The sequence below is a fragment of the Natrialba aegyptia DSM 13077 genome, from assembly GCF_000337535.1.
In the GTDB taxonomy this organism is placed as follows: domain Archaea; phylum Halobacteriota; class Halobacteria; order Halobacteriales; family Natrialbaceae; genus Natrialba; species Natrialba aegyptia.
The window spans coordinates 496,569-515,818 of the sequence record NZ_AOIP01000031.1; the positions used below are offsets into that span (position 1 = coordinate 496,569).

Below are 19,250 nucleotides of genomic sequence, written 5' to 3' on the forward strand. Positions count from 1 at the left end.
GAAGGAGATATTGCTGTCACCGCTCGCGGTCGAACACCGTCAGGACCGATCGCTGAACTCGACAGCAACGTTCGACATCATTGCCCATTCGTCCTCGATACCGGGTCGAAATTGATGTATGTTACTGGAAAGTAACTCGTTCCTGGGACTAGTGACCAAACGTCCACTGTATGGCGCGCGCCAGCGTTCGGTGCTCCCGTTCGGCACCAGTTGCGGGTCTCCATGCGCCGGTTTGGCAAAACGAGCCGGTTTTGCAAAGTATGGTATTAGGGGCATTATATTGATTAGTGCCGTTGGTTGCTTGCGATTTCTCACTGGCAGATTCCATCATGATCGATCAGCACATCAGGAGACCGGTATCTAGGCACCAGATTTATATAGAACATCCACCCTCGGATTCGGATACAATGTCTCACCAAGACAGCCCATCCTCTGACACCAGTCAGGGGGGTCGAGTTCTTCCAGGGCACGTTAGATTCCACTGACGAAATCGAGTCAGCACGTGTCTTCGATACCACCCTCCGGGATGGTGAACAATCGCCCGGAACATCGTTCTCGTACGACGATAAACGGCAGATCGCCGCGATTCTGGACGACATGGGGACCCACGTCATCGAGGCGGGATTCCCTGTCAACTCCGACGCGGAGTTCGAGGCCGTTCGTGATATTGCTTCTTCGACGTCGACGACCACCTGCGGGTTAGCCCGCGTCGTCGACGACGACATCGACGCGGCGCTCGATTCCGGCGTCGAGATGGTACACACCTTCGTGAGTACCAGCGATGTCCAGATCGAGGATTCGATGCACGCGACGCGAGACGAAGTTGTACAGCGCGCAGTCGAGTCGGTCGAACGCATCACAGACGCAGGTGTCACCTGTATGTTCTCGCCGATGGACGCGACGCGAACCGACGAGACGTTCCTCATCGACGTCGTCGAAGCGGTCACCGAGGCCGGCGTCGACTGGATCAACGTCCCCGACACCTGCGGCGTCGCCACGCCGGGTCGCTTCCGGGACATGATCGCGAAGATCTGCGCCCACACCGACGCCCGGATCGACGTCCACACCCACGACGACTTCGGGCTGGCCACCGCGAACGCGCTGGCCGGCATCGAAGCGGGGGCCGACCAGGCCCAGGTCTCGGTGAACTCGATCGGCGAGCGAGCCGGCAACGCCGCCTACGAGGAGTTCGTCATGAGCGTCGAGTCGCTCTACCAGTCCGATACCGGTATCGACACGACGCGCATCGCCGAACTCTCGCGAGTCGTCGAGGAGAAAAGCGGCATGGCGACGCCCGGCAACAAGCCGGTCGTCGGCGATAACGCCTTCTCCCACGAAAGCGGCATCCACGCCGCCGGCGTGATCGAGAACTCCGATACCTTCGAGCCGGGCGTGATGACCCCCGAGATGGTCGGTGCCGAGCGCCGACTGGTCATGGGCAAGCACACCGGAACGCACTCGGTCCGCGAGCGACTGCAGGAGTGTGGCTACGACCCAACGACAGAGCAGGTACGGGCGGTCACCCGCCGCGTCAAGGACTACGGCGCGGAAAAGCGTCGGGTCACGGTCAGCGATCTGGAACGGTTCGCCGAGGACGCCGATGTCGACCGTCAGCAGGAATCGGACCGGACCGACCAGCAGGATCAGGACCAGGAGCACGAGGAGGTGCGCATCTGAATAATGCCCTCCTCGGTTGCCAGCAGTCGTGAGCACCTGCTGTCGCGTTCGTCCGTGAGAGAGTGCAACGATTACCCCACTCCCAACAGTTATGTCCCTCGGACAGCGTACGTTACCAGCAATGACGTTCCGCGCTGCGCCGTCGTCCCGTCGGTCGGGAGACAGCAGCGCGTTCGCCTCGATTCGTATTGTAGGGGCCTGCTAGCCCCTCACTCAGTACTTCACCACCGTCGACCCCGTTTCGCCGCATCGTTTTCAGAGCGACAAGCCACGCTACAGATGACACCACCGACACCACGGTATCGGTCACAGCGATTCACCCGGTCGAATCGCCGCACGACGGCGGGAGGCAATCGATGAGCGAACGCGCAACATCGGTTACACCACCGGAGGAACAGCACGACGACCAAAACCAAGACCAAAACCCGGACGCACAACAGCCACAGCGCGACACCGAACCCGACGAGTTCAGCGCGCCAGCAGGGGAGACACGAGCGGAACCCGTAACGACGGGTGCCGAATCCGTCGTCCGCGCGCTGGAGAACGCCGGCGTCGAGTACGCCTTCGGCGTCCAGGGCGGGGCGATCATGCCCATCTACGACGCCCTCTACGACTCCGAGATCCGCCACGTGACGATGGCCCACGAGCAGGGTGCGGCCCACGCGGCCGACGCCTACGGCATCGTCTCTGGCGAGCCGGGCGTCTGCCTGGCCACCTCGGGACCGGGCGCGACGAACCTCGTCACCGGCATCGCGGACGCCGACATGGACTCGGATCCGATGCTCGCGCTGACCGGGCAGGTGCCGACCGAACTCGTCGGCAACGATGCCTTCCAGGAGACGGACACGACGGGCGTCACGACGCCGGTCACGAAGGACAACACGTTCGCCGCCGATCCGGACGGCGTCGGCACCGACGTCAGCGAAGCCTTCGCACTCGCCCGCGAGGGACGACCCGGCCCGACGTTGGTCGACCTGCCGAAGGACGTGACGAACGCCGAGACGGACGCCGAGCCAGACGCTCCGGAAACGCCCGATACCTACGAGTTCACCGAGGAGGCCGATCCGGAGATCGTCGCGGCTGCGGCCGAGCAAATCGAGACCGCAAACCGACCCGTCATGCTGCTCGGCGGCGGCGTCATCAAGGGCGAGGCCAGCGAGACCTGCCGCGAGTTCGCGATCGAACACGAGATTCCGGTCGTCACGACGATGCCGGCCATCGGCGCGTTCCCCGAGGATCACGAACTCGCGATGGAGATGGCGGGCATGCACGGCACCGGCTACGCCAACATGGCGATCACCCACTGCGACACGATGATCGCCGTCGGGACGCGCTTCGACGACCGCCTCACGGGCGGTATCGAAACGTTCGCACCGGACGCGGAGATCATCCACGTCGACATCGATCCCGCGGAGATCTCGAAGAACATCCACGCGGACTACCCGCTGGTCGGCGACGCCGACACCGTCGTTTCCCAGCTGGCCCACGCCGTCGAGCGCTCGCCGCAGGCGACGAAGTGGCGCGCCCAGTGCCAGCAGTGGAAGTCCGATTACTCGATGGCCTACGACGCTCCCGAAGACGAGCCGGTTCGCCCCGAGTTCGTCGTCGAAGCCTTGGACGAGGCCACGAGCGATCGCGCGGTCGTCACGACCGGCGTCGGCCAACACCAGATGTGGGCCTGCCAGTACTGGACGTTCACCGAGCCCCGGACGTGGGTCTCGAGTCACGGCCTCGGCGCGATGGGCTACGGGTTGCCCGCCGCCATCGGCGCGCGCCTGGCGGCCGACGACGATCAGGAGGTCGTCTGCATCGACGGCGACGGCTCGTTCCTGATGACCCTACAGGGGCTGTCCGTGGCCGTCCGCGAGAACTTGGACATCACCGTCGCCGTGCTCAACAACGAGTACATCGGCATGGTCCGCCAGTGGCAGGACGCCTTCTTCGAGGGCCGCCACTCGGCCTCGGAATACGGCTGGACGCCCGAGTTCGACACGATCGCCGAGGCCTTCGGCGCGACGGGCTTCCGGATCGACGACTACGACGAGGTCGCGGACACGATCGCCGCGGCGCTATCCGAAGACGGGCCCTCCGTGATCGACGTGCACATCGATCCGCAGGCGAACGTCTATCCGATGGTGCCAAGCGGCGGGGACAACGGTCAGTTCGCGCTGGCGGAGGATCAGCTATGACTGACGGAGACCGACGCCGCGGGCTGGACGGTCCGGCCCCTGACGAACGTCCGACCCCGACGGGTCGGCGCAACGAGCAGGGTATCCGGATCGACCCCGCGGTCGAGGCCACACACGAGCCTCGTCGCACCGTTATCTCGACCCTGGTCGAACACGAACCCGGCGTGCTCTCGGACGTCTCGGGACTGTTCTCGAGACGGCAGTTCAACATCGAGAGCCTGACCGTCGGGCCGACGACCGACGAAGACCGCGCGCGGATCACGCTGGTCGTCGAGGAACCCGACCCCGGCATCGACCAGATCAAGAAGCAACTGCGCAAACTCGTGCCGGTCATCTCCGTGCGCGAACTCGAATCCGACGCGATGCGACGCGAACTCGCGCTCGTGAAGATCGACGCCGACGAGCCGGCCCAGGTGTCGGCCGTCGCGGACATGTACGACGGCAAGACCGTCGACTCCTGTCCCGAAACGGCGACGATCGAGATCACCGGCTCGCGCCAGAAGATCGATGCCGCGATCGAGACCTTCGAGCAGTTCGGTATCCGCGAGATCGACCGCACCGGCACCACGGCGCTCGCCCGCGGCATTCAGAGCACCGCCGCGCCCGCGAGCACGACCGAATCGACCGCCACCGAGGCGAGCCAACCGCAGAACCAATACGCACCAGCAGACGATGACTGACGAATTCACCACCGACATCTACTACGACGACGACGCAGACGTATCGACGCTCGACGACGACACCGTGGCCGTGCTCGGCTACGGCAGCCAGGGCCACGCCCACGCGCTGAACCTCCACGAAAGCGGCGTCGATGTCGTCGTCGGCCTCCGAGAGAACTCGTCTTCGCGCTCCGCCGCCGAAGCGGATGGGCTCACGGTCACGACGCCGGCAGATGCCGTCTCCCAGGCATCCTACGTCTCCGTCCTCGTGCCGGACACCGTCCAGCCGGCGGTCTACGAGAACGCCATCGAACCGAACCTGGAGGAAGGCGATACGCTCCAGTTCGCCCACGGGCTGAACATCCACTACAACCAGATCCAGCCGCCGGAAGGCGTCGACGTGACGATGGTCGCCCCGAAGAGCCCGGGCCACCTCGTCCGCCGGAATTACGAGAACGATGAAGGGACCCCCGGCCTGCTCGCGATTTACCAGAACGAAAGCGGCGACGCCCCAGACCGCGCGCTCGCGTACGCGAAGGGAATCGGCTGTACCCGCGCCGGCGTCATCGAGACGACCTTCCGGGAGGAAGTCGAATCCGACCTCTTCGGCGAACAGGCCGTCCTCTGTGGCGGCGTCACCTCGCTGGTCAAACACGGTTACGAGACGCTCGTCGACGCGGGCTACTCGCCCGAAATCGCCTACTTCGAGTGCCTGAACGAACTCAAGCTGATCGTCGATCTGATGTACGAAGGCGGCCACGCCGAGATGTGGGACTCGGTCTCCGACACCGCCGAGTACGGCGGCCTCTCCCGCGGCGACCGGATCGTCGACGAGACCGTCCGTGAAAACATGGAAGAGACGCTGGAAGAGATCCAGAACGGCGAGTTCACCCGCGAGTGGATTCTCGAGAACCAGTCCGGGCGCCCGAGCTACACGCAGCTTCGCCAGGCCGAGAAGAACCACGAGATCGAGGAGGTCGGCGAACGGCTGCGCGACCTGTTCGCCTGGGCCGAAGAGTCGAACGACAACGAGTCCGCCGAAGCGGCGGAAGCGCCAGCGGACGACTGAGACACGAACGTATTTGCAAACCGATGACCACGACAGAATCCGAGACGACTGCTAACCCGAACCGGAAACGGAACCGAGAGCGGAATCGAGCGGACACCAAAGCGATGGGCGAGGTCAGCCACACGAATCCCTACACCGGGGAGACGGCCGGCCGCCTGTTCAACCGCGGGCCGATCGTCGCGGCCGACGGGGGGCGACCAGCCGCGACCGATCCGGAATCGCGCAGCCGACGCAGCTCCACAGGCGATTCCACGGAGACGATGAGAGATATCTCCCACACGCCGCCGAACGACAGCGACGACGCGAACCGAGTCTTCGAACGCGGTCGAGCAGATGCGGATGCAGACGCGACAGACGCTGACGGGGTCGTAGACGATACATGAGCGATCGCACGCTGTACGACAAGGTCTGGGACCGCCACAAGGTAACGACGCTGCCGACCGGGCAGGACCAACTGTTCGTCGGCCTCCACCTCATCCACGAGGTCACCAGCCCGCAGGCCTTCGGCATGCTCCGCGAGCGCGACCTCGAAGTCGCCTACCCCGACCTCACCCACGCGACCGTCGACCACATCGTCCCCACGGCCGACCAGTCCCGACCCTACGAGGAGGACGCGGCCGAGGAGATGATGAGCGAACTCGAGGCGAACGTCCGCGAAGCCGGCATCGACTTTTCGGATCCGACGACGGGCGACCAGGGCATCGTCCACGTCATCGGACCGGAGCAGGGACTCACCCAGCCCGGCAAGACCATCGTTTGTGGTGACTCCCACACCTCCACCCACGGTGCATTCGGCGCGCTGGCGTTCGGTATCGGGACCTCCCAGATCCGCGACGTGCTCGCGACGGGCACCGTCGCCATGGAGAAACAGAAGGTCCGCAAGATCCAGGTCGACGGCGAACTCGGCGACGGCGTCGAGGCCAAGGACGTGATCCTGGAGATCATCAGCCGCCTCGGCACCGAGGGCGGCGTCGGCTACGTCTACGAGTACGCCGGCGAGGCCATCGAGGACCTCGGCATGGAAGGGCGGATGTCCATCTGTAACATGTCCATCGAGGGCGGCGCTCGCGCAGGCTACGTCAACCCCGACGAAACCACTTACGAGTGGCTCGAAGAGACGGACTACTTCCAGGAGAACCCCGACGAGTTCGAGGCACTCAAACCCTACTGGGAGTCGATCCGGTCCGACGAGGACGCCGAATACGATGACATCGTCCGTATCGACGCCGACGAACTCGAGCCGGTCGTCACCTGGGGGACGACGCCGGGCCAGGGAATCGGTATCACCGACCCGATTCCGGAGGCCGAGGCGCTCCCCGCGGACAAGCAGGATACGGCCCGGCGCGCACAGGAACACATGCGCGTCGAGCCCGGCGAGACGATGGACGGCTACGAGATCGACGTGGCCTTCCTCGGCTCCTGTACGAACGCCCGCTTGCCCGACCTCCGCCGCGCGGCACGGATCGTGGAGGGCCACGAGGTCGCAGACGACGTCCGCGCGATGGTCGTCCCCGGCAGCCAGCGCGTCCAGGAGGCCGCCGAGGAAGAAGGGCTGAAAGACACCTTCGAGGACGCCGGCTTCGAGTGGCGAAACGCCGGCTGTTCGATGTGTCTGGGCATGAACGAAGATCAACTCGAGGGCGACGAAGCCTGTGCCTCCTCCTCGAACCGGAACTTCGTCGGCCGCCAGGGTTCGAAGGACGGCCGCACGGTCCTGATGAACCCGCGGATGGTCGCCGCCGCGGCGATCACCGGCGAGGTAACTGACGTCCGCGATCTGAAGGAGGTGACGACGGTATGACCGGCGCTGATGAGGTCGAAATCCCTGAAGTCGATTCCGCATCCGGGTCCGGGCTGCCGATCCGCGGTAACGACATCGACACCGACCAGATCATTCCCGCACGATTCATGAAGGTCGTCACCTTCGACGGCCTCGGCGAGTTCGCGTTCTTCGACAAGCGATTTACCGAGGATGACGACCTCAAAGACCACCCGTTCAACGAGGACCGATTCCAGGACTCGTCCGTGATGGTCGTGAACTCGAACTTCGGGTGTGGTTCCTCGCGCGAGCACGCCCCCCAGGCGCTGATGCGCTGGGGGATCGACGCGATCATCGGCGAGAGCTTCGCCGAGATCTTCGCGGGCAACTGCCTGGCGCTCGGGATTCCAACCGTCACCGCCGACAGCGAGACGATCCAGGACCTGCAGGACTGGGTCGACGAAAACCCCGACGGAGAGATCAACATCGACATCGAGGACGAGAAAGTCACCTACGACGAGCAGACGATCGACGTGACCGTCGACGACGCCCAGCGCAAGGCCCTCGTCGACGGCGTCTGGGACACGACAGCGCTGATGAAGTCGAACGCCGGTGCCGTTGGCGAAACCGCACGGGACCTTCCCTACGTCGGTGACGCGGCCGGGTCCAGCGCCGACTGACGACCCGACGCACCCACTTTCGCTCATTGTCCCATTGTCCAGTCGACTGATTGACCCCTCACGTTTGCGCTCCTGAACTCGAAGCAGCATCGCGTGCGACCGAGTTCAGAACTCGCGGTTGCAGTGTCTCGTTGAAGACAAGACACTTATAGGATTGATTAAAAGTCGGAATCGCTTACTAATCGATCTCCATGCCCTCTCGATCTGACGCAGGTCCCCATTCCAGAAGGCGGTACCGTCCTCGTCGCCTGTTTCCTTGTCTCATCACTGCTTTGGCAGATTGCCGCCCTCGGCGTGGGAATCCCCCTTACCGACTCGCTCGATCAGAACGGTGAGACCGACGGGGAGATCGGGAGTTGGTCGTTCTTTGCGCCGAACCCGCCGGACGCGTACAGCTGGTATACCGTCGAAGCGACGCTCGAGTCGGGCGAGACTATCGGTGTATTCCCCCGGAGGCACGACGGCGTTCGCCTGGATCGACCGCCCGACGGTACGACGGCCTACCCCTCGACGCTCTGGATGCGATACGGCACGGACGTTCGATACGCCGACGACACGTACTACGAACCCGCGGCCGAGTTCAGCTGCGCGCACGTCGATCGGGCCGTCGACAGGGTGACGATTTCACACGTCGAGCAACCCGTCGGCCCGTCCGGGCCGACGGGCGAACCGGATCGACAGGAGCGGATCGAGTACGCGTGTTGACGCCGTGGTGACTCGCGATGTGTGACGGTATCGATACCCTCTTTTCGTCGCTCCAGAGAGATGTCGACATGACTCACGAGATCGCCGTCATCCCCGGCGACGGAATCGGACAGGAAGTCACCCCCGCCGCGGTCGAGGTGTTGGAGTCGCTCGACCTCGAGTTCAGTTTCACTGAAGCCGAGGCCGGCGACGCGGTCGCAGAAAAGACAGGCGAGGCGCTGCCCGAGGAAACGTACGAACTCGCGGCGTCGGCGGATGCGACGTTGTTCGGTGCGGCCGGCGAGACGGCGGCGGACGTGATCCTTCCGCTGCGCGAGGCGGTCGACTCGTTCGTTAACGTTCGTCCCGCGAAGGCCTATCCGGGAGTCGATGCGGTTCGTCCCGAGACGGATCTGGTCTTTCTGCGGGAGAACACGGAGGGCGTCTACGCGGGTCACGAGGATCGACTGACCGAGGACGTGGCGACGCTGACCCGCGTGACGACGCAGTCGGCCTCGCGGAAACTCGCGGAGTTCGCCTGCGAGTACGTCGACGCCGACGGCTTCACCATCGCGCACAAGGCGAACGTCATGCGCGAGACGGACGGTCTCTTTCGAGATACCGTCGCTACGGTCGCCAAGGAGCACGGCGTTGCAACCGACGAGGTATTGATGGACGCCTTCGCGACGCGGGTCTGTCTCGATCCGACGCAGTTCGATGTCGTCGCGTGTCCGAACCTCGCGGGCGACGTACTCTCGGATCTCGCCGCCGGACTCGTCGGCGGTCTCGGACTTCTTCCGAGCGCGAACATCGGCGAACAGCGCGCGCTGTTCGAACCGGTCCACGGAACCGCGCCCGACATCGCCGGCGAAGGGGTTGCGAACCCGGCTGCGACGATCATCTCAGCTGCGATGCTTCTCGAATACCTCGACTACGACGAGGAAGCCGACGCGGTCCACGCGGCAGTCGAGGCGACGCTCGCGGAGGGGCCGCGAACGCCCGACCTGGGCGGCGACGCCTCGACTGAGGACGTGACGAACGCGATTATCGAGCGATTGTAGGCCGGCAGACCGCATTGTGGTCGTCCGGTTCGATTTGCGGCCGCGGAAGACTATCGAGTGTCTACGTCGACCGTTGTCTGGATATCCCGCGACGATCGGCCGACGTGGACGGTGTTCGATCCATCAGGAACGGTCCACCCGCGATCCTCGTCGTAGTACGCGAAGTCCTCGCGAGCGAGCGAGACGGGTACCGTCGCCGAGTCGCCCGCCCCGAGTTCAACTGACTCGAATCCGGCCAGTTCGCGCTCGGGCGTCGGAACCGGCGCGGCCGATTTGCTGACGTATACCTGGACGACCGCTTTTCCGGCGCGGGTGCCGACGTTTCGGAGGTCGACGGTCACGTCACATCCGTCATCGGTTTCGCTGACGGTCACGTCATCGTATTCGAACGTCGCGTACGATTGGCCGTGGCCGAACGGGAACAGCGGCTCGATGTCGCGGTCGTCGAAGTACCGGTAGCCGACGAAGACGCCCTCCTCGTACTGAGCGACGTCGTCCGTTCCCGGGAACGCCGTCTGGTCGGCCGTCGGATAGTCCGCAGCCGAACGGCCGAACGTCACGGGGAGGCGGCCGCCAGGATCGGCGTCACCGAAGAGGACCGCTGCGAGCGCCTCGCCGTCCGCCTGGCCCGGATACCACGTCTCGAGGACGGCGTCGACCGCGTCGAGCCACGGGAGTTCAACGGGCCCGCTGGTCCGGAGGACGACGACCGTCCGCTCGGCGGCTGCGGCGACGGCGTCGATTAACTCGTTCTGTCGGCCGGGGAGTTCGATCGAGTCTCGATCCGTAAACTCCGTCGCGTCGTCCTGTGCGACGACGATCGCACAGTCGGCGTTCGCGGCGGCTGATACCGCCTTGTCGATGCTCGTCCCCGCTGTACTTGCACTTCCATTCGCGTCCGCCGACTCGGAATCGGCGAAGAACGACGACTCTGCAATCGGGTTGACGCCGCGTTCGAACGATGCGTCGGCGGCCCGCGACTCGATCCCCGCGAGCGGACCGGTTTCCGTGAACGGCGAGACCTCCGAGGAGCCCCCGCCGCCGAGTTTGGCAGCGTCGGCGTTCGGTCCGATCACGGCGACCGAGTCGGATTCCGAGAGGGGAAGCACGCCGTCGTTCGTCAGCAGTACGGTTCCCTCGATCGCGATATCCCGGGCTAGCTCGCGGTGTGCCGGCGTATCGAGTTCACCTGTGCTGTCATCGGAGGGGGAACCGGTCTCGAACTCGGCGACATTCTGGCGGCCGGTCGATTCCAGCACCGAGAGCAATCGCGAGACCTTCTCGTCGAGGATCGATTCGTCGATCTCACCGGACTCGATCGCCTCGCGAAGCGGCTCGCCGAAGTAGGCCGGAACGTCGGGAATCGGCGGGAAGTCACTACTGGTCCCGTTTGGAGGGCTGGGATCATCGTCGAAGCCGTCCGCATCCAGTTCCGGTAGATACTCCGTCAATTCGACGCCCGGCATCTCGAGGTCGAGTCCGGCCCGCGCTGCGTCGACCGTGCTTCGCGTTCCCCACCAGTCCGAGACGACCAGCCCGTCGAAGCCCCATTCGCCTTTCAGCACGTCGGAGAGCAGGCGTTCGTGGTCGCTCATATGAATACCGTTGACGCGGTTGTACGCCGTCATTACCGCATCAACGTCACCCTCCTCGACCGCCGCGCGGAACGCGGGCAGATACAGCTCTCGCAACGCGCGCTCGCTGACGTCGGCGCTGACCTCGTACCGATTCGTCTCCTGGTTGTTCGCCACGTAGTGTTTGACCGTGGCCGAAACGCCCGCAGACTGGATCCCCTCGATGGTTCCGACGCCCATCCGGGCGCTGAGGTGCGGATCTTCGCTGTAGTACTCGAAATTCCGCCCGCCGGCCGGCGTCCGAATAATGTTGACACCCGGACCGAGCAACACGTCCTGGTCGTGCGCTGCGGTCTCGCGTCCGACCGCCGTTCCGAACTCGCGGGCGAGTTCGGGATCCCACGACGCGGCGAGTGCGATCGAGGCCGGAAACGCGGTCGCGCGCTCACCCATCGCGCGCACTCCAAGCGGACCATCGACCAATGTTACCGGCGGTATCCCGAGTCGGTCGTTCCCGGGAACGTAGCCGGTTGCGGTCCCATCCGGGTCAGCCGTGCCGTGGACGAGCCGGATTTTCTCTGCAAGCGTCAGCTCCTCGAGCAGCGCCGTTACATCGGAGCCCATTTCGATCCGCTCTTGGAGCGGCTGACTGAATAGTCATTCGATCGCCTCTCGGTCGGAGACACAAGAGACACTGTACGCACCTGTTCGGGTCCGAACGGCTTCCCTCGGACGTTACACAACGTCGAGAGCGTTCCGCTCAGCACCTGCAAGCTCGACGAGCGCATCGGCTTCGAGTAAATGACACTCGCCGGGGATCACGAGCAGATGCAACGGCTCGCCGAACTCGCGGTCGGCCAACTCGGACATCGTCCCGGCCTCGACGAGCGGGTCCGGACTCCCCGCGCGGGCGATGACGACGCCGACGAGTTCGGGATACGCCGCCGCGAGCAGGTCAGCGCCGACGTCGGCAGTCATGAATTCCTCGTCTTCGTCGTCTCGATTTGCTTTGTCGTCAGAACCTACAGGATTCTGACTGCTGGGTGAACTGTTCCCAACCTTGATATCGAGATAGACGACCGTATGAAGCCCGTCCGCGCGATTCTCGTCGATCGTCTCCGTCACGCTCGCCGGCAAGCCGTCGGCTCCGTGGGCGTAGGGAAACGGCAGCGTCGTCGCCGGTCCGAACCGGTAGTTCTGGAGTCCCGTCAGTGAACTCGTGGCCGTCTGTGCCGTTACGCCGTGGATGACTCGGGTTTCGATTCCGCGGTCGTGTGCCCGCAAGCGGAGATCGACGTGCGTCGTCGAGATCATCGTATCGCCGGCCGTCAGAAAGGCTACGTCCTCGCTCTCAGCCGTCTCGAGGATGTCTTCGGGGTGTTGTTCGACGCCGGCGCGGTCGCGGACCTCGATGTCGATGTCGTGGGCCGCTTCGAGTGACGGGACAGTCGTCCCGAGTAACTTGCTCGTGTAGAACTCGGCGTAGACGCGGTCCGCATCCCGCAAGGCGCCCCGTCCCTCGACGGTGATCGACCGCTCGTCGTAGAGTCCGAGTCCGATGAAGGTGAGCATACCAGCTACTGGGCCGTCGCGGTACTTCAGGTGCCGGATTTGTCGCGCCTCTCGCGTCGCGTTGCCGGCGGCTCGCGTGCGCTCACAGCGACAGGTGTGAGGTGGACGAGGGACCACCATCCCCGTCGTCCCCCTCGTCGATCCCACCCTGATGGAGAAACGTCACCTCATCGTCAGTCAAGTACACGTCGCCGCCGTCGACGGCCACCTCGACCGACGGCAACGTCGTGTCGGCGGCCTCCCCGTTATCACAGTACCCGGAGCACGCATCGAACATCGAGCCGTGTTTCGGGCAGATGATCTGCCCGTCGCGCATCGCCGCCCCCATCCCCCGATCGAGTCGCTGGAACTCGTGGGTACACTGATTGACCCAGGCTTCGACGGCAGTGCCATTGCCAGCGCCAGCAGCAGTCCCGCCTCCGTCGCCCTCGGAACTCGTCGTCTCGCCAGCACTTCCAGTCCCAGTACTTCCAACATCCTCACTTCCTCCTCCATCACCCCCAGCATCATCACGGCTACCAGCTACAGCATCAGTACAAGGCACGAGAATTACCTCCTCTTTCTCTCCATGTTGGTCACGAACCGTAAACAACCACGACCGCTCTTCGTAGACCGTGTCGACAGTCGTCAACCGCATTCGAACGCCCATACGCGACTCTCGTGGACCGGAAACGTCAGCGTTACGGCGACCCGTCGGCGACTATACCCATGGAAGTGCCGTGCGTCCGCGTCCCGCTCGAAGACGGCGAAACCACGCGCCGTGAACTCGCGGATGCGGACCTGATCGCCGACGACTACGAGCTCACCGTCGATGACGGCTCACTCTACGTTCCCGTCACTGATCCTGCCGCCGTCTCCGACGAGTTCGAACTCGTCACCCGCGCAGTCGACGAACGCGAGACGCAGACGACACCCGCCGACTTGCTGGGATTCGATCCTACCTACGAACGACTCGGTGAGGCAGTCCTCCTTGACGAGGATGACGGCGACCGTGCACGGGAAATCTCCGATGCGCTTTTTCAGTCCGACCTTCCCGTCGAAACGGTGCTGAACAAGGCCTCGAAGGTCAAAGGCGAAACCCGCGTTCGCGACTGGGACCTCCTCGCCGGCGAGGACACCGAAGTGGTCCACCGCGAATACGGGTCGGAGTTCCGCCTGGATCTCGCCGAGGTCTACTTTTCGCCGCGGCTCGCGACGGAACGCCACCGCGTCGCCGAACAGGTCACAGCAGACGAGCGGACGTTCGACATGTTCGCCGGTGTCGGCCCGTTTGTCGTCCCGTTTGCGAAACGCGGTGCGGAGTGTGTCGGCGTCGACATCAATCCCGACGCAATCGAATACTTGCAGGAGAACGCACGCCGAAACGGGGTGGGGGATCGCGTGACAGCACTCTGTGACGATGTCCGCGCTACTGCAAGCGACTACGAAAACTGGGCCGACCGCATCGTGATGAACCTCCCGCACAGCGCCGACGAGTTCATCGACGCCGCAGTTACGATCGCTGGTGACGAGTGCGTGCTCCACTATTACGATATCCAGCACGAGGACGATCCGTTCGGACCCGGAGAACGCGTTATTCGGCGTGCTGCTGAGCCAGCATACGAAGTCACTGTCGAGACGCGCCACGTCGTCCGGTCCTATGCGCCACACGAACTCAACGTCTGTCTGGACGTGCGACTCGACCGATCGACTGCGCTACGTAACTGATTCGCACGACCGTAACGATTCGCAATCCTTATGGCTGCTTTCGTTCCTACGAATAAACAGACCTTGCGTCGTGACACGGGGCAAGGGATGAATATGCACGCGCCGGTGTAGCTCAGACTGGCAGAGCGAATCCTTCGTAAGGATTAGGTCGAGGGTTCAAATCCCTCCACCGGCTTCTACCGCAGTACTCACAAACCTATCGCAGGGGACGTTGATTCCGTCACCCGGGTGGGTGCTCTACTACACTCGATACTGCAACGAGTTGCAATACTCTGCTTCCCAGAGCCAATACTAATAAGCTGACTACACACCCCTCAACGCATCAGAAAACGAGTTCGGCGGGCAGACGAAGATGTTCGGCCAAGCCACTGTTCCAGGAGAACGGGCAGATATCCTGACCAACTCGCTGACTAACTTGAGGTCGAAGAACCACGCAACCGGTGGCAGGTAGCGGATCTCATTGAACTCGATAGAGACTCTCTACAGTGTCCCTTCTACACTCACAGATAGCCGAGCGCTTCGAGTTGCTCATCGGTATTAGAACCCTCATTTCGGTCCATTAGTGCATCTAAGTCACTCACAGAATATGACTGTCCCTGTCCCACGGCAGTCACCCACGGAACTCGTTTGACAGCGGGGACCGGAGAATAGCCGGGGTGCCCATAGACGCCGAGTTCGCCGAGTCCATTCGCGTGATCAGCGGTGATCGCGATCGTTCCGGATAGATGCGTGAGGAGTGTGTCTACTTCATCAAGGACGGTTAAGAGATTCTGTCCATAGTCGTTCCAGACTTCCGCTCTATCAAATTCGCCGGATTGGAGACCCAACCAAACCTGGTGCGAGTCACCTCTCCAAACGGGGTTCTCTAGTTCGTATTTCCCTTCGCAATGTAAGAACGGAGCGTGCGGGGGGATATAGTGGATGACTAACCGTTCTGCATCGCTTTCTCGGTTCGCTCGAAGGGCCTCAGCGGTCACTTCCGCCGGGTCGCAGTGTTTCTCGTCTTCCTCGACGAAACGCCAGAGTTCGGTCATCTCGTGAAAGCGATTCGGATCAACGCAATCGGAAAATAAGTTTGCAGAGAGATAGTGGATCTTGCTCAGTTCCTGATCGCTGGCGCTCCCGAAGGCCTTTCTAAACCATTCTGAACTCGTACTTGCACAGGAATAAATCGACGTTGTCGTTTCGAACTCGTCATAAACCGGATGCTGTGGGGCAAATTCCGCGAAGAGATCGGCCCGGCACGCATCAAGGATAATCAGTACATCCCACTCCTTCTCAATGGGGCGTTCACCGTAGTTTATCCGCTTTCCAAGTTGGACTAGCGCGCGTTCTACCGCTTTTTCCGCGGTCAATCGACTTCCCGAGAGAGCCCCATGTTTGTCCACGGCATGTTGGTATTGAGAAAGAAAATCCGATAGGGCCATGGTTAGTGACTAGTATTCAAAATACGATCTTTTCAATGTTCTGCCCCACACATAATATATTTGATGGGTGTGGCCAGGAGTACCGCGATTGCGACTCGGCGATCAGAGTCGCGTGAAGACGCAATATCGCAGATTCGATGCCAGGGCTCGCCGGTTGCTGGTTAGGTTGAACTCTGCTATTCGATTCGTCTGCTACAGCTGTCGCTGGGTCGTGTAGCGTTCGAAAGAAAAATCGAAGTGCGGCAAAGGCCGGACTGCGTCCGGTAGTTAGCTACTGCTTAGTTCTGCTTGCGCAGAGCCAGCATGGCAGCGCCGAGGAGTGCGGCGAGAGCGACAGCGACACCGAAGCCGGGCGTTCCGTCACCGTCGCCGTCGGAGCCGTCGTCGCCATCGTCCGAGCCGGAGTCACCGTCATCCGAGCCGGAGTCGCTACCGGAGTCAGATCCGTCGTCCGAGCCGGAGTCGCTACCGGAATCGGATTCGTTACCGTCGTCCGAGCCTTCCTCAGCGAAGGTTGTGGTGCCAGTTTCTTCGTTGTCACCGGCAGTAACACTCCACTCAACGTCACCGGCTTCTTCGGCGGTGAAGTCGAAGCTGTTGCTCCACTCTTCACCAGCGTCGAGCGTGATGTTATCGTTGAACGTGTTTTCGCCGCCGATCACAACGCCGACCTCGATCTCGTCAGAGGCCGAGCCGCCAGTGTTGCTGACGGTCACGTCGAGCGTCCCGTTTTCACCGACAGTAACCTCACTCGGAGCGTCGGTGTCCAGTTCGATGTTTGGTTCCTCAGCATCGACGAGTTCGGAGTCGATTTCGTGTTCAGCGTCGCTGGCAGGGTCCATGACGCGGAGCGTGAACTCAGTTCCTGGTTCGTAGTCACCGAAGTTGTAGGTTGCCGTGAAGGTGCCGTCCTCTTCGACAACAGCCTCTGGCGACTGCGTGAAGTTACCAACCGAGCGAGCCTGGGTGTTCAGTTCGGTACCAGGTGCGACGTTGGTCTCACCGCTCAGTTCAGCGCCGTCGATTGCGGGTGCACTCTCTGCGGAGTCGTCCCACTCGACCGAGCGCTCGCTGATCGAAATCGTGTGTTCGAGGTCGATTTCTTCGTCCTCTTCAAGGAAGAACGCGCTGTCGTCAGCCTCGACGGTCACGTCGAAGCCAGCATCGAGGTCGCTCTCATCGTAGAGGTCCGAGTTTGCGAGGTCGAGTGCGAAGTACAGTGTGCCGTCGTACTCAGCATCGTCTCCACTGTTGAGGAACTCACCGTACTCGGTGAGGTCTGTCGGGTTGGGTTCCTGGTTCGGAACGTCCTCTTCTTCGATCTGGATACTGATGCTGTCTGCCAGCTCGCCATCATCGAGCGCGCCAGAGAGACCGTAGTCCTCAATGGCGACGATGACGCCGTCCTGGTGTGCGAACTCGTTGGTCTCGGTGACCGTCGTTTCGTTGAGGTCGTCAAGATCGCTCAGGCTACCAAGGTCGTCTTCAGGCACGGTGTGGGTCGTGACATCAGACGGACCATCGTACTCTCCAACGTTGAGGAACGCAGTGTCCGTTTCACCCTGGATATCGTCTCCGTCGCTGTTGATGCCCGTACCGATCGAGAGTTCGTATTCGGTAGCTGCAAGCGGTTCGCTGAGTTCGCCCTCAACGTTTTCAGACGTGACCTCAACGTCATCTTCTTCAGCAGACCAGGCGGCGTCTTCGTCGCCCTGGCCGGCGGTGAAGGTGTTGTAGTTGAGGGTAATCTGATCGAGACCGTCGTCAGACGTGTCCTCGATGTGGACGAGCGACTCGAATCCGCTGCTGTCCACGTCGCCAACTTTCAGATACGCTTCGTTGGTGTTTTCGAGCTCAACAGGGATTTCAGCGAGATCGCCCTGTTCGACATTAATGTCAGACTCGACAAGGTCTGCAGCGATCTCTTCGTCAGTGATAGTGATGTTCGCCGTATCTTCGGCGGTCGTGTCACTGGTTTCGATCGAGAACTCGTAGTCGCCAGCCTCGATGTTGCTAAAGTTAGCCTCGAACGCCTCACGGCCGTCGAGAACAATCTCGTCATCGTCAGTGTCGATGTAGACGATGTTGTTGTCAGGATTCGCGTCCTCCAGTTCGGACGCGGAGTCGTAGTCAGAGAAGATGCTTGCGAGGTCGTCAGCATCGAGACCACTTGCACTCACGTTCGTCTGAACGTCACCACGGTCCGAGTCAATCTCGAGTTCCGTCATGGCACTCGAGGACCCTTCGACGTTAGTCACCGTCGAGTCAGCGAACTCGCCAGTGACACCGTGCGTACGAAGTTCGAACGTGACGATGTAGTCATCGCCAGCCGTTCCGGCGTTATTGACAGTGACGTTGTACGTGCCCGTTTCGAGGTTGTCCGTGTTGACCTCAACCTCTCCATCTTCAACGTCGAGGTCACGAAGCCAGTCACCATCATCGTCTTCAAGTTCGACAGTGGCATCGTCGAAAGAAACTGCGCCACTATCGTCCGATTCGGACGATTCCGTGATGATTGCAGTCTGTCCTTGCCAAACAGCGTCTCCGCTGTTAATTTCCGCTTCTCCGCTGTTAACGTCGGAGGAGTCTCCAACGTTGTACGCCGCTGCCGCACCCGCGAAGGATGCAGTCATGGCGACGACAGAGAGAACCATAAGCGCGGCCAGGAACACTGCGCGTCCCTTTTCGCGAACTGAAATTTCGTTTTGTGTCATGTGTTGTCTGTTTTTATTGTTTGTATGTCGATTCGGGGGCGGACCACCACAGCGGCCACACGCGGTCGATACGACCACGCGTTGGAGGCCTGAGATGGACTCCCGGTGTAGGGGTATCTGGTCGATTTTAGACACTGTGTAATAAGTCTTCTAGTGTAATAGGGGGTTCCAGAAAGCAATAGATTCATTTTGGAATAGAATCTCAATAGCTCTCACTACCACGCGGCGCAACATATTAGTAAATCTGTAGCTGAAGACACTCTGCGGGATTACCCACATCACAGGCTGCATATCTACGCAGAATGTGACCGTTGTCCTGTAGAAGCCGCGAGGTAGGGAGGACAGCACCCGGGTAGGGATTGAGTGCTGTTCCTCTTCTCGCCCGCGCTTTCATATCGATCAATAGTCACTCATCTTGACGGGTACCATCACTGGTACCGTCTTTGTGGAGTGCCATCTCACCATCAATCGTGGCAGG

15 protein-coding genes and 1 tRNA gene are annotated in these 19,250 nt (G+C 62.1%); 11 read left to right on the plus strand and 5 right to left on the minus strand.

Going from position 1 to position 19,250, the window contains the following annotated elements:
• The first annotated feature begins 432 nt into the window (after nucleotides 1-432).
• From C480_RS13595 to C480_RS13635, 9 genes are all read left to right on the plus strand, one after another.
• Nucleotides 433-1,677 (plus strand): LeuA family protein, encoded by a 1,245-nt coding sequence (locus C480_RS13595; RefSeq protein WP_241433833.1) that lies wholly within the window; start codon nucleotides 433-435, stop codon nucleotides 1,675-1,677.
• A gap of 356 nt (nucleotides 1,678-2,033) precedes the next feature.
• Nucleotides 2,034-3,866 carry a biosynthetic-type acetolactate synthase large subunit gene (gene ilvB / locus C480_RS13600; protein WP_006666191.1) on the plus strand — a complete coding sequence of 611 codons (1,833 nt, stop codon included), beginning with the start codon at nucleotides 2,034-2,036 and terminating at the stop codon, nucleotides 3,864-3,866.
• Nucleotides 3,863-4,546: an acetolactate synthase small subunit gene (ilvN, locus tag C480_RS13605; RefSeq protein ID WP_006666192.1), complete on the plus strand. Its 684-nt coding sequence runs from the start codon at nucleotides 3,863-3,865 to the stop codon at nucleotides 4,544-4,546. The genes ilvB and ilvN overlap by 4 nt, the downstream gene beginning before the upstream one ends.
• A complete protein-coding gene (gene ilvC / locus C480_RS13610; RefSeq protein ID WP_006666193.1) occupies nucleotides 4,539-5,594 on the plus strand; it encodes a ketol-acid reductoisomerase in 1,056 nt (351 codons plus the stop codon). The genes ilvN and ilvC overlap by 8 nt, the downstream gene beginning before the upstream one ends.
• A gap of 23 nt (nucleotides 5,595-5,617) precedes the next feature.
• Complete coding sequence (locus C480_RS13615; protein ID WP_049903666.1) at nucleotides 5,618-5,977, plus strand: hypothetical protein; 360 nt, start codon at nucleotides 5,618-5,620, stop codon at nucleotides 5,975-5,977.
• Nucleotides 5,974-7,395, plus strand: coding sequence for a 3-isopropylmalate dehydratase large subunit (gene leuC, locus C480_RS13620; protein WP_006666194.1), 1,422 nt, complete (start codon nucleotides 5,974-5,976; stop codon nucleotides 7,393-7,395). Before C480_RS13615 ends, leuC begins: the two co-directional genes overlap by 4 nt.
• On the plus strand, nucleotides 7,392-8,033 hold the full coding sequence (leuD, locus tag C480_RS13625; protein ID WP_006666195.1) for a 3-isopropylmalate dehydratase small subunit: 642 nt from the start codon (nucleotides 7,392-7,394) through the stop codon (nucleotides 8,031-8,033). The genes leuC and leuD overlap by 4 nt, the downstream gene beginning before the upstream one ends.
• 294 nt (nucleotides 8,034-8,327) lie before the next feature.
• Entirely contained in the window at nucleotides 8,328-8,738 is a 411-nt protein-coding gene (locus C480_RS13630; protein ID WP_006666196.1) for a hypothetical protein, read from the plus strand.
• 68 nt (nucleotides 8,739-8,806) lie between these two features.
• Nucleotides 8,807-9,778, plus strand: a complete 972-nt coding sequence (locus C480_RS13635) for an isocitrate/isopropylmalate dehydrogenase family protein (protein ID WP_006666197.1) — start codon at nucleotides 8,807-8,809, stop codon at nucleotides 9,776-9,778.
• Between the two features lie 50 nt (nucleotides 9,779-9,828).
• Here the strand turns inward: C480_RS13635 and C480_RS13640 are convergent, their stop codons facing one another.
• From C480_RS13640 to C480_RS13650, 3 genes are all read right to left on the minus strand, one after another.
• On the minus strand, nucleotides 9,829-11,976 hold the full coding sequence (locus tag C480_RS13640; RefSeq protein WP_006666198.1) for a beta-glucosidase: 2,148 nt from the start codon (nucleotides 11,974-11,976) through the stop codon (nucleotides 9,829-9,831).
• A 111-nt stretch (nucleotides 11,977-12,087) separates the two neighbouring features.
• Nucleotides 12,088-12,924, minus strand: coding sequence for a diphthine synthase (gene dph5 / locus C480_RS13645; protein WP_006666199.1), 837 nt, complete (start codon nucleotides 12,922-12,924; stop codon nucleotides 12,088-12,090).
• 82 nt (nucleotides 12,925-13,006) lie between these two features.
• On the minus strand, nucleotides 13,007-13,573 hold the full coding sequence (locus tag C480_RS13650; protein WP_049903668.1) for a Rieske (2Fe-2S) protein: 567 nt from the start codon (nucleotides 13,571-13,573) through the stop codon (nucleotides 13,007-13,009).
• 59 nt (nucleotides 13,574-13,632) lie between these two features.
• Here C480_RS13650 and C480_RS13655 point away from each other — a divergent pair, with 59 nt between their 5' ends.
• Both C480_RS13655 and C480_RS13660 read left to right on the plus strand, forming a co-directional pair.
• The gene (locus C480_RS13655) at nucleotides 13,633-14,631 is read left to right on the plus strand and encodes a class I SAM-dependent methyltransferase (RefSeq protein WP_006666201.1); all 999 of its coding nucleotides are present in this window, start codon (nucleotides 13,633-13,635) and stop codon (nucleotides 14,629-14,631) included.
• Nucleotides 14,632-14,732: 101 nt separating this feature from the next.
• Nucleotides 14,733-14,806 (plus strand) — tRNA-Thr (locus tag C480_RS13660).
• 325 nt (nucleotides 14,807-15,131) lie between these two features.
• Here C480_RS13660 and C480_RS13665 read toward each other — a convergent pair.
• Together C480_RS13665 and C480_RS13670 are read right to left on the minus strand one after the other, a co-directional pair.
• Complete coding sequence (locus tag C480_RS13665) at nucleotides 15,132-16,058, minus strand: hypothetical protein (protein WP_006666202.1); 927 nt, start codon at nucleotides 16,056-16,058, stop codon at nucleotides 15,132-15,134.
• A 278-nt stretch (nucleotides 16,059-16,336) separates the two neighbouring features.
• Nucleotides 16,337-18,772 carry a BGTF surface domain-containing protein gene (locus C480_RS13670; RefSeq protein WP_006666203.1) on the minus strand — a complete coding sequence of 812 codons (2,436 nt, stop codon included), beginning with the start codon at nucleotides 18,770-18,772 and terminating at the stop codon, nucleotides 16,337-16,339.
• Nucleotides 18,773-19,250: the final 478 nt, after the last annotated feature.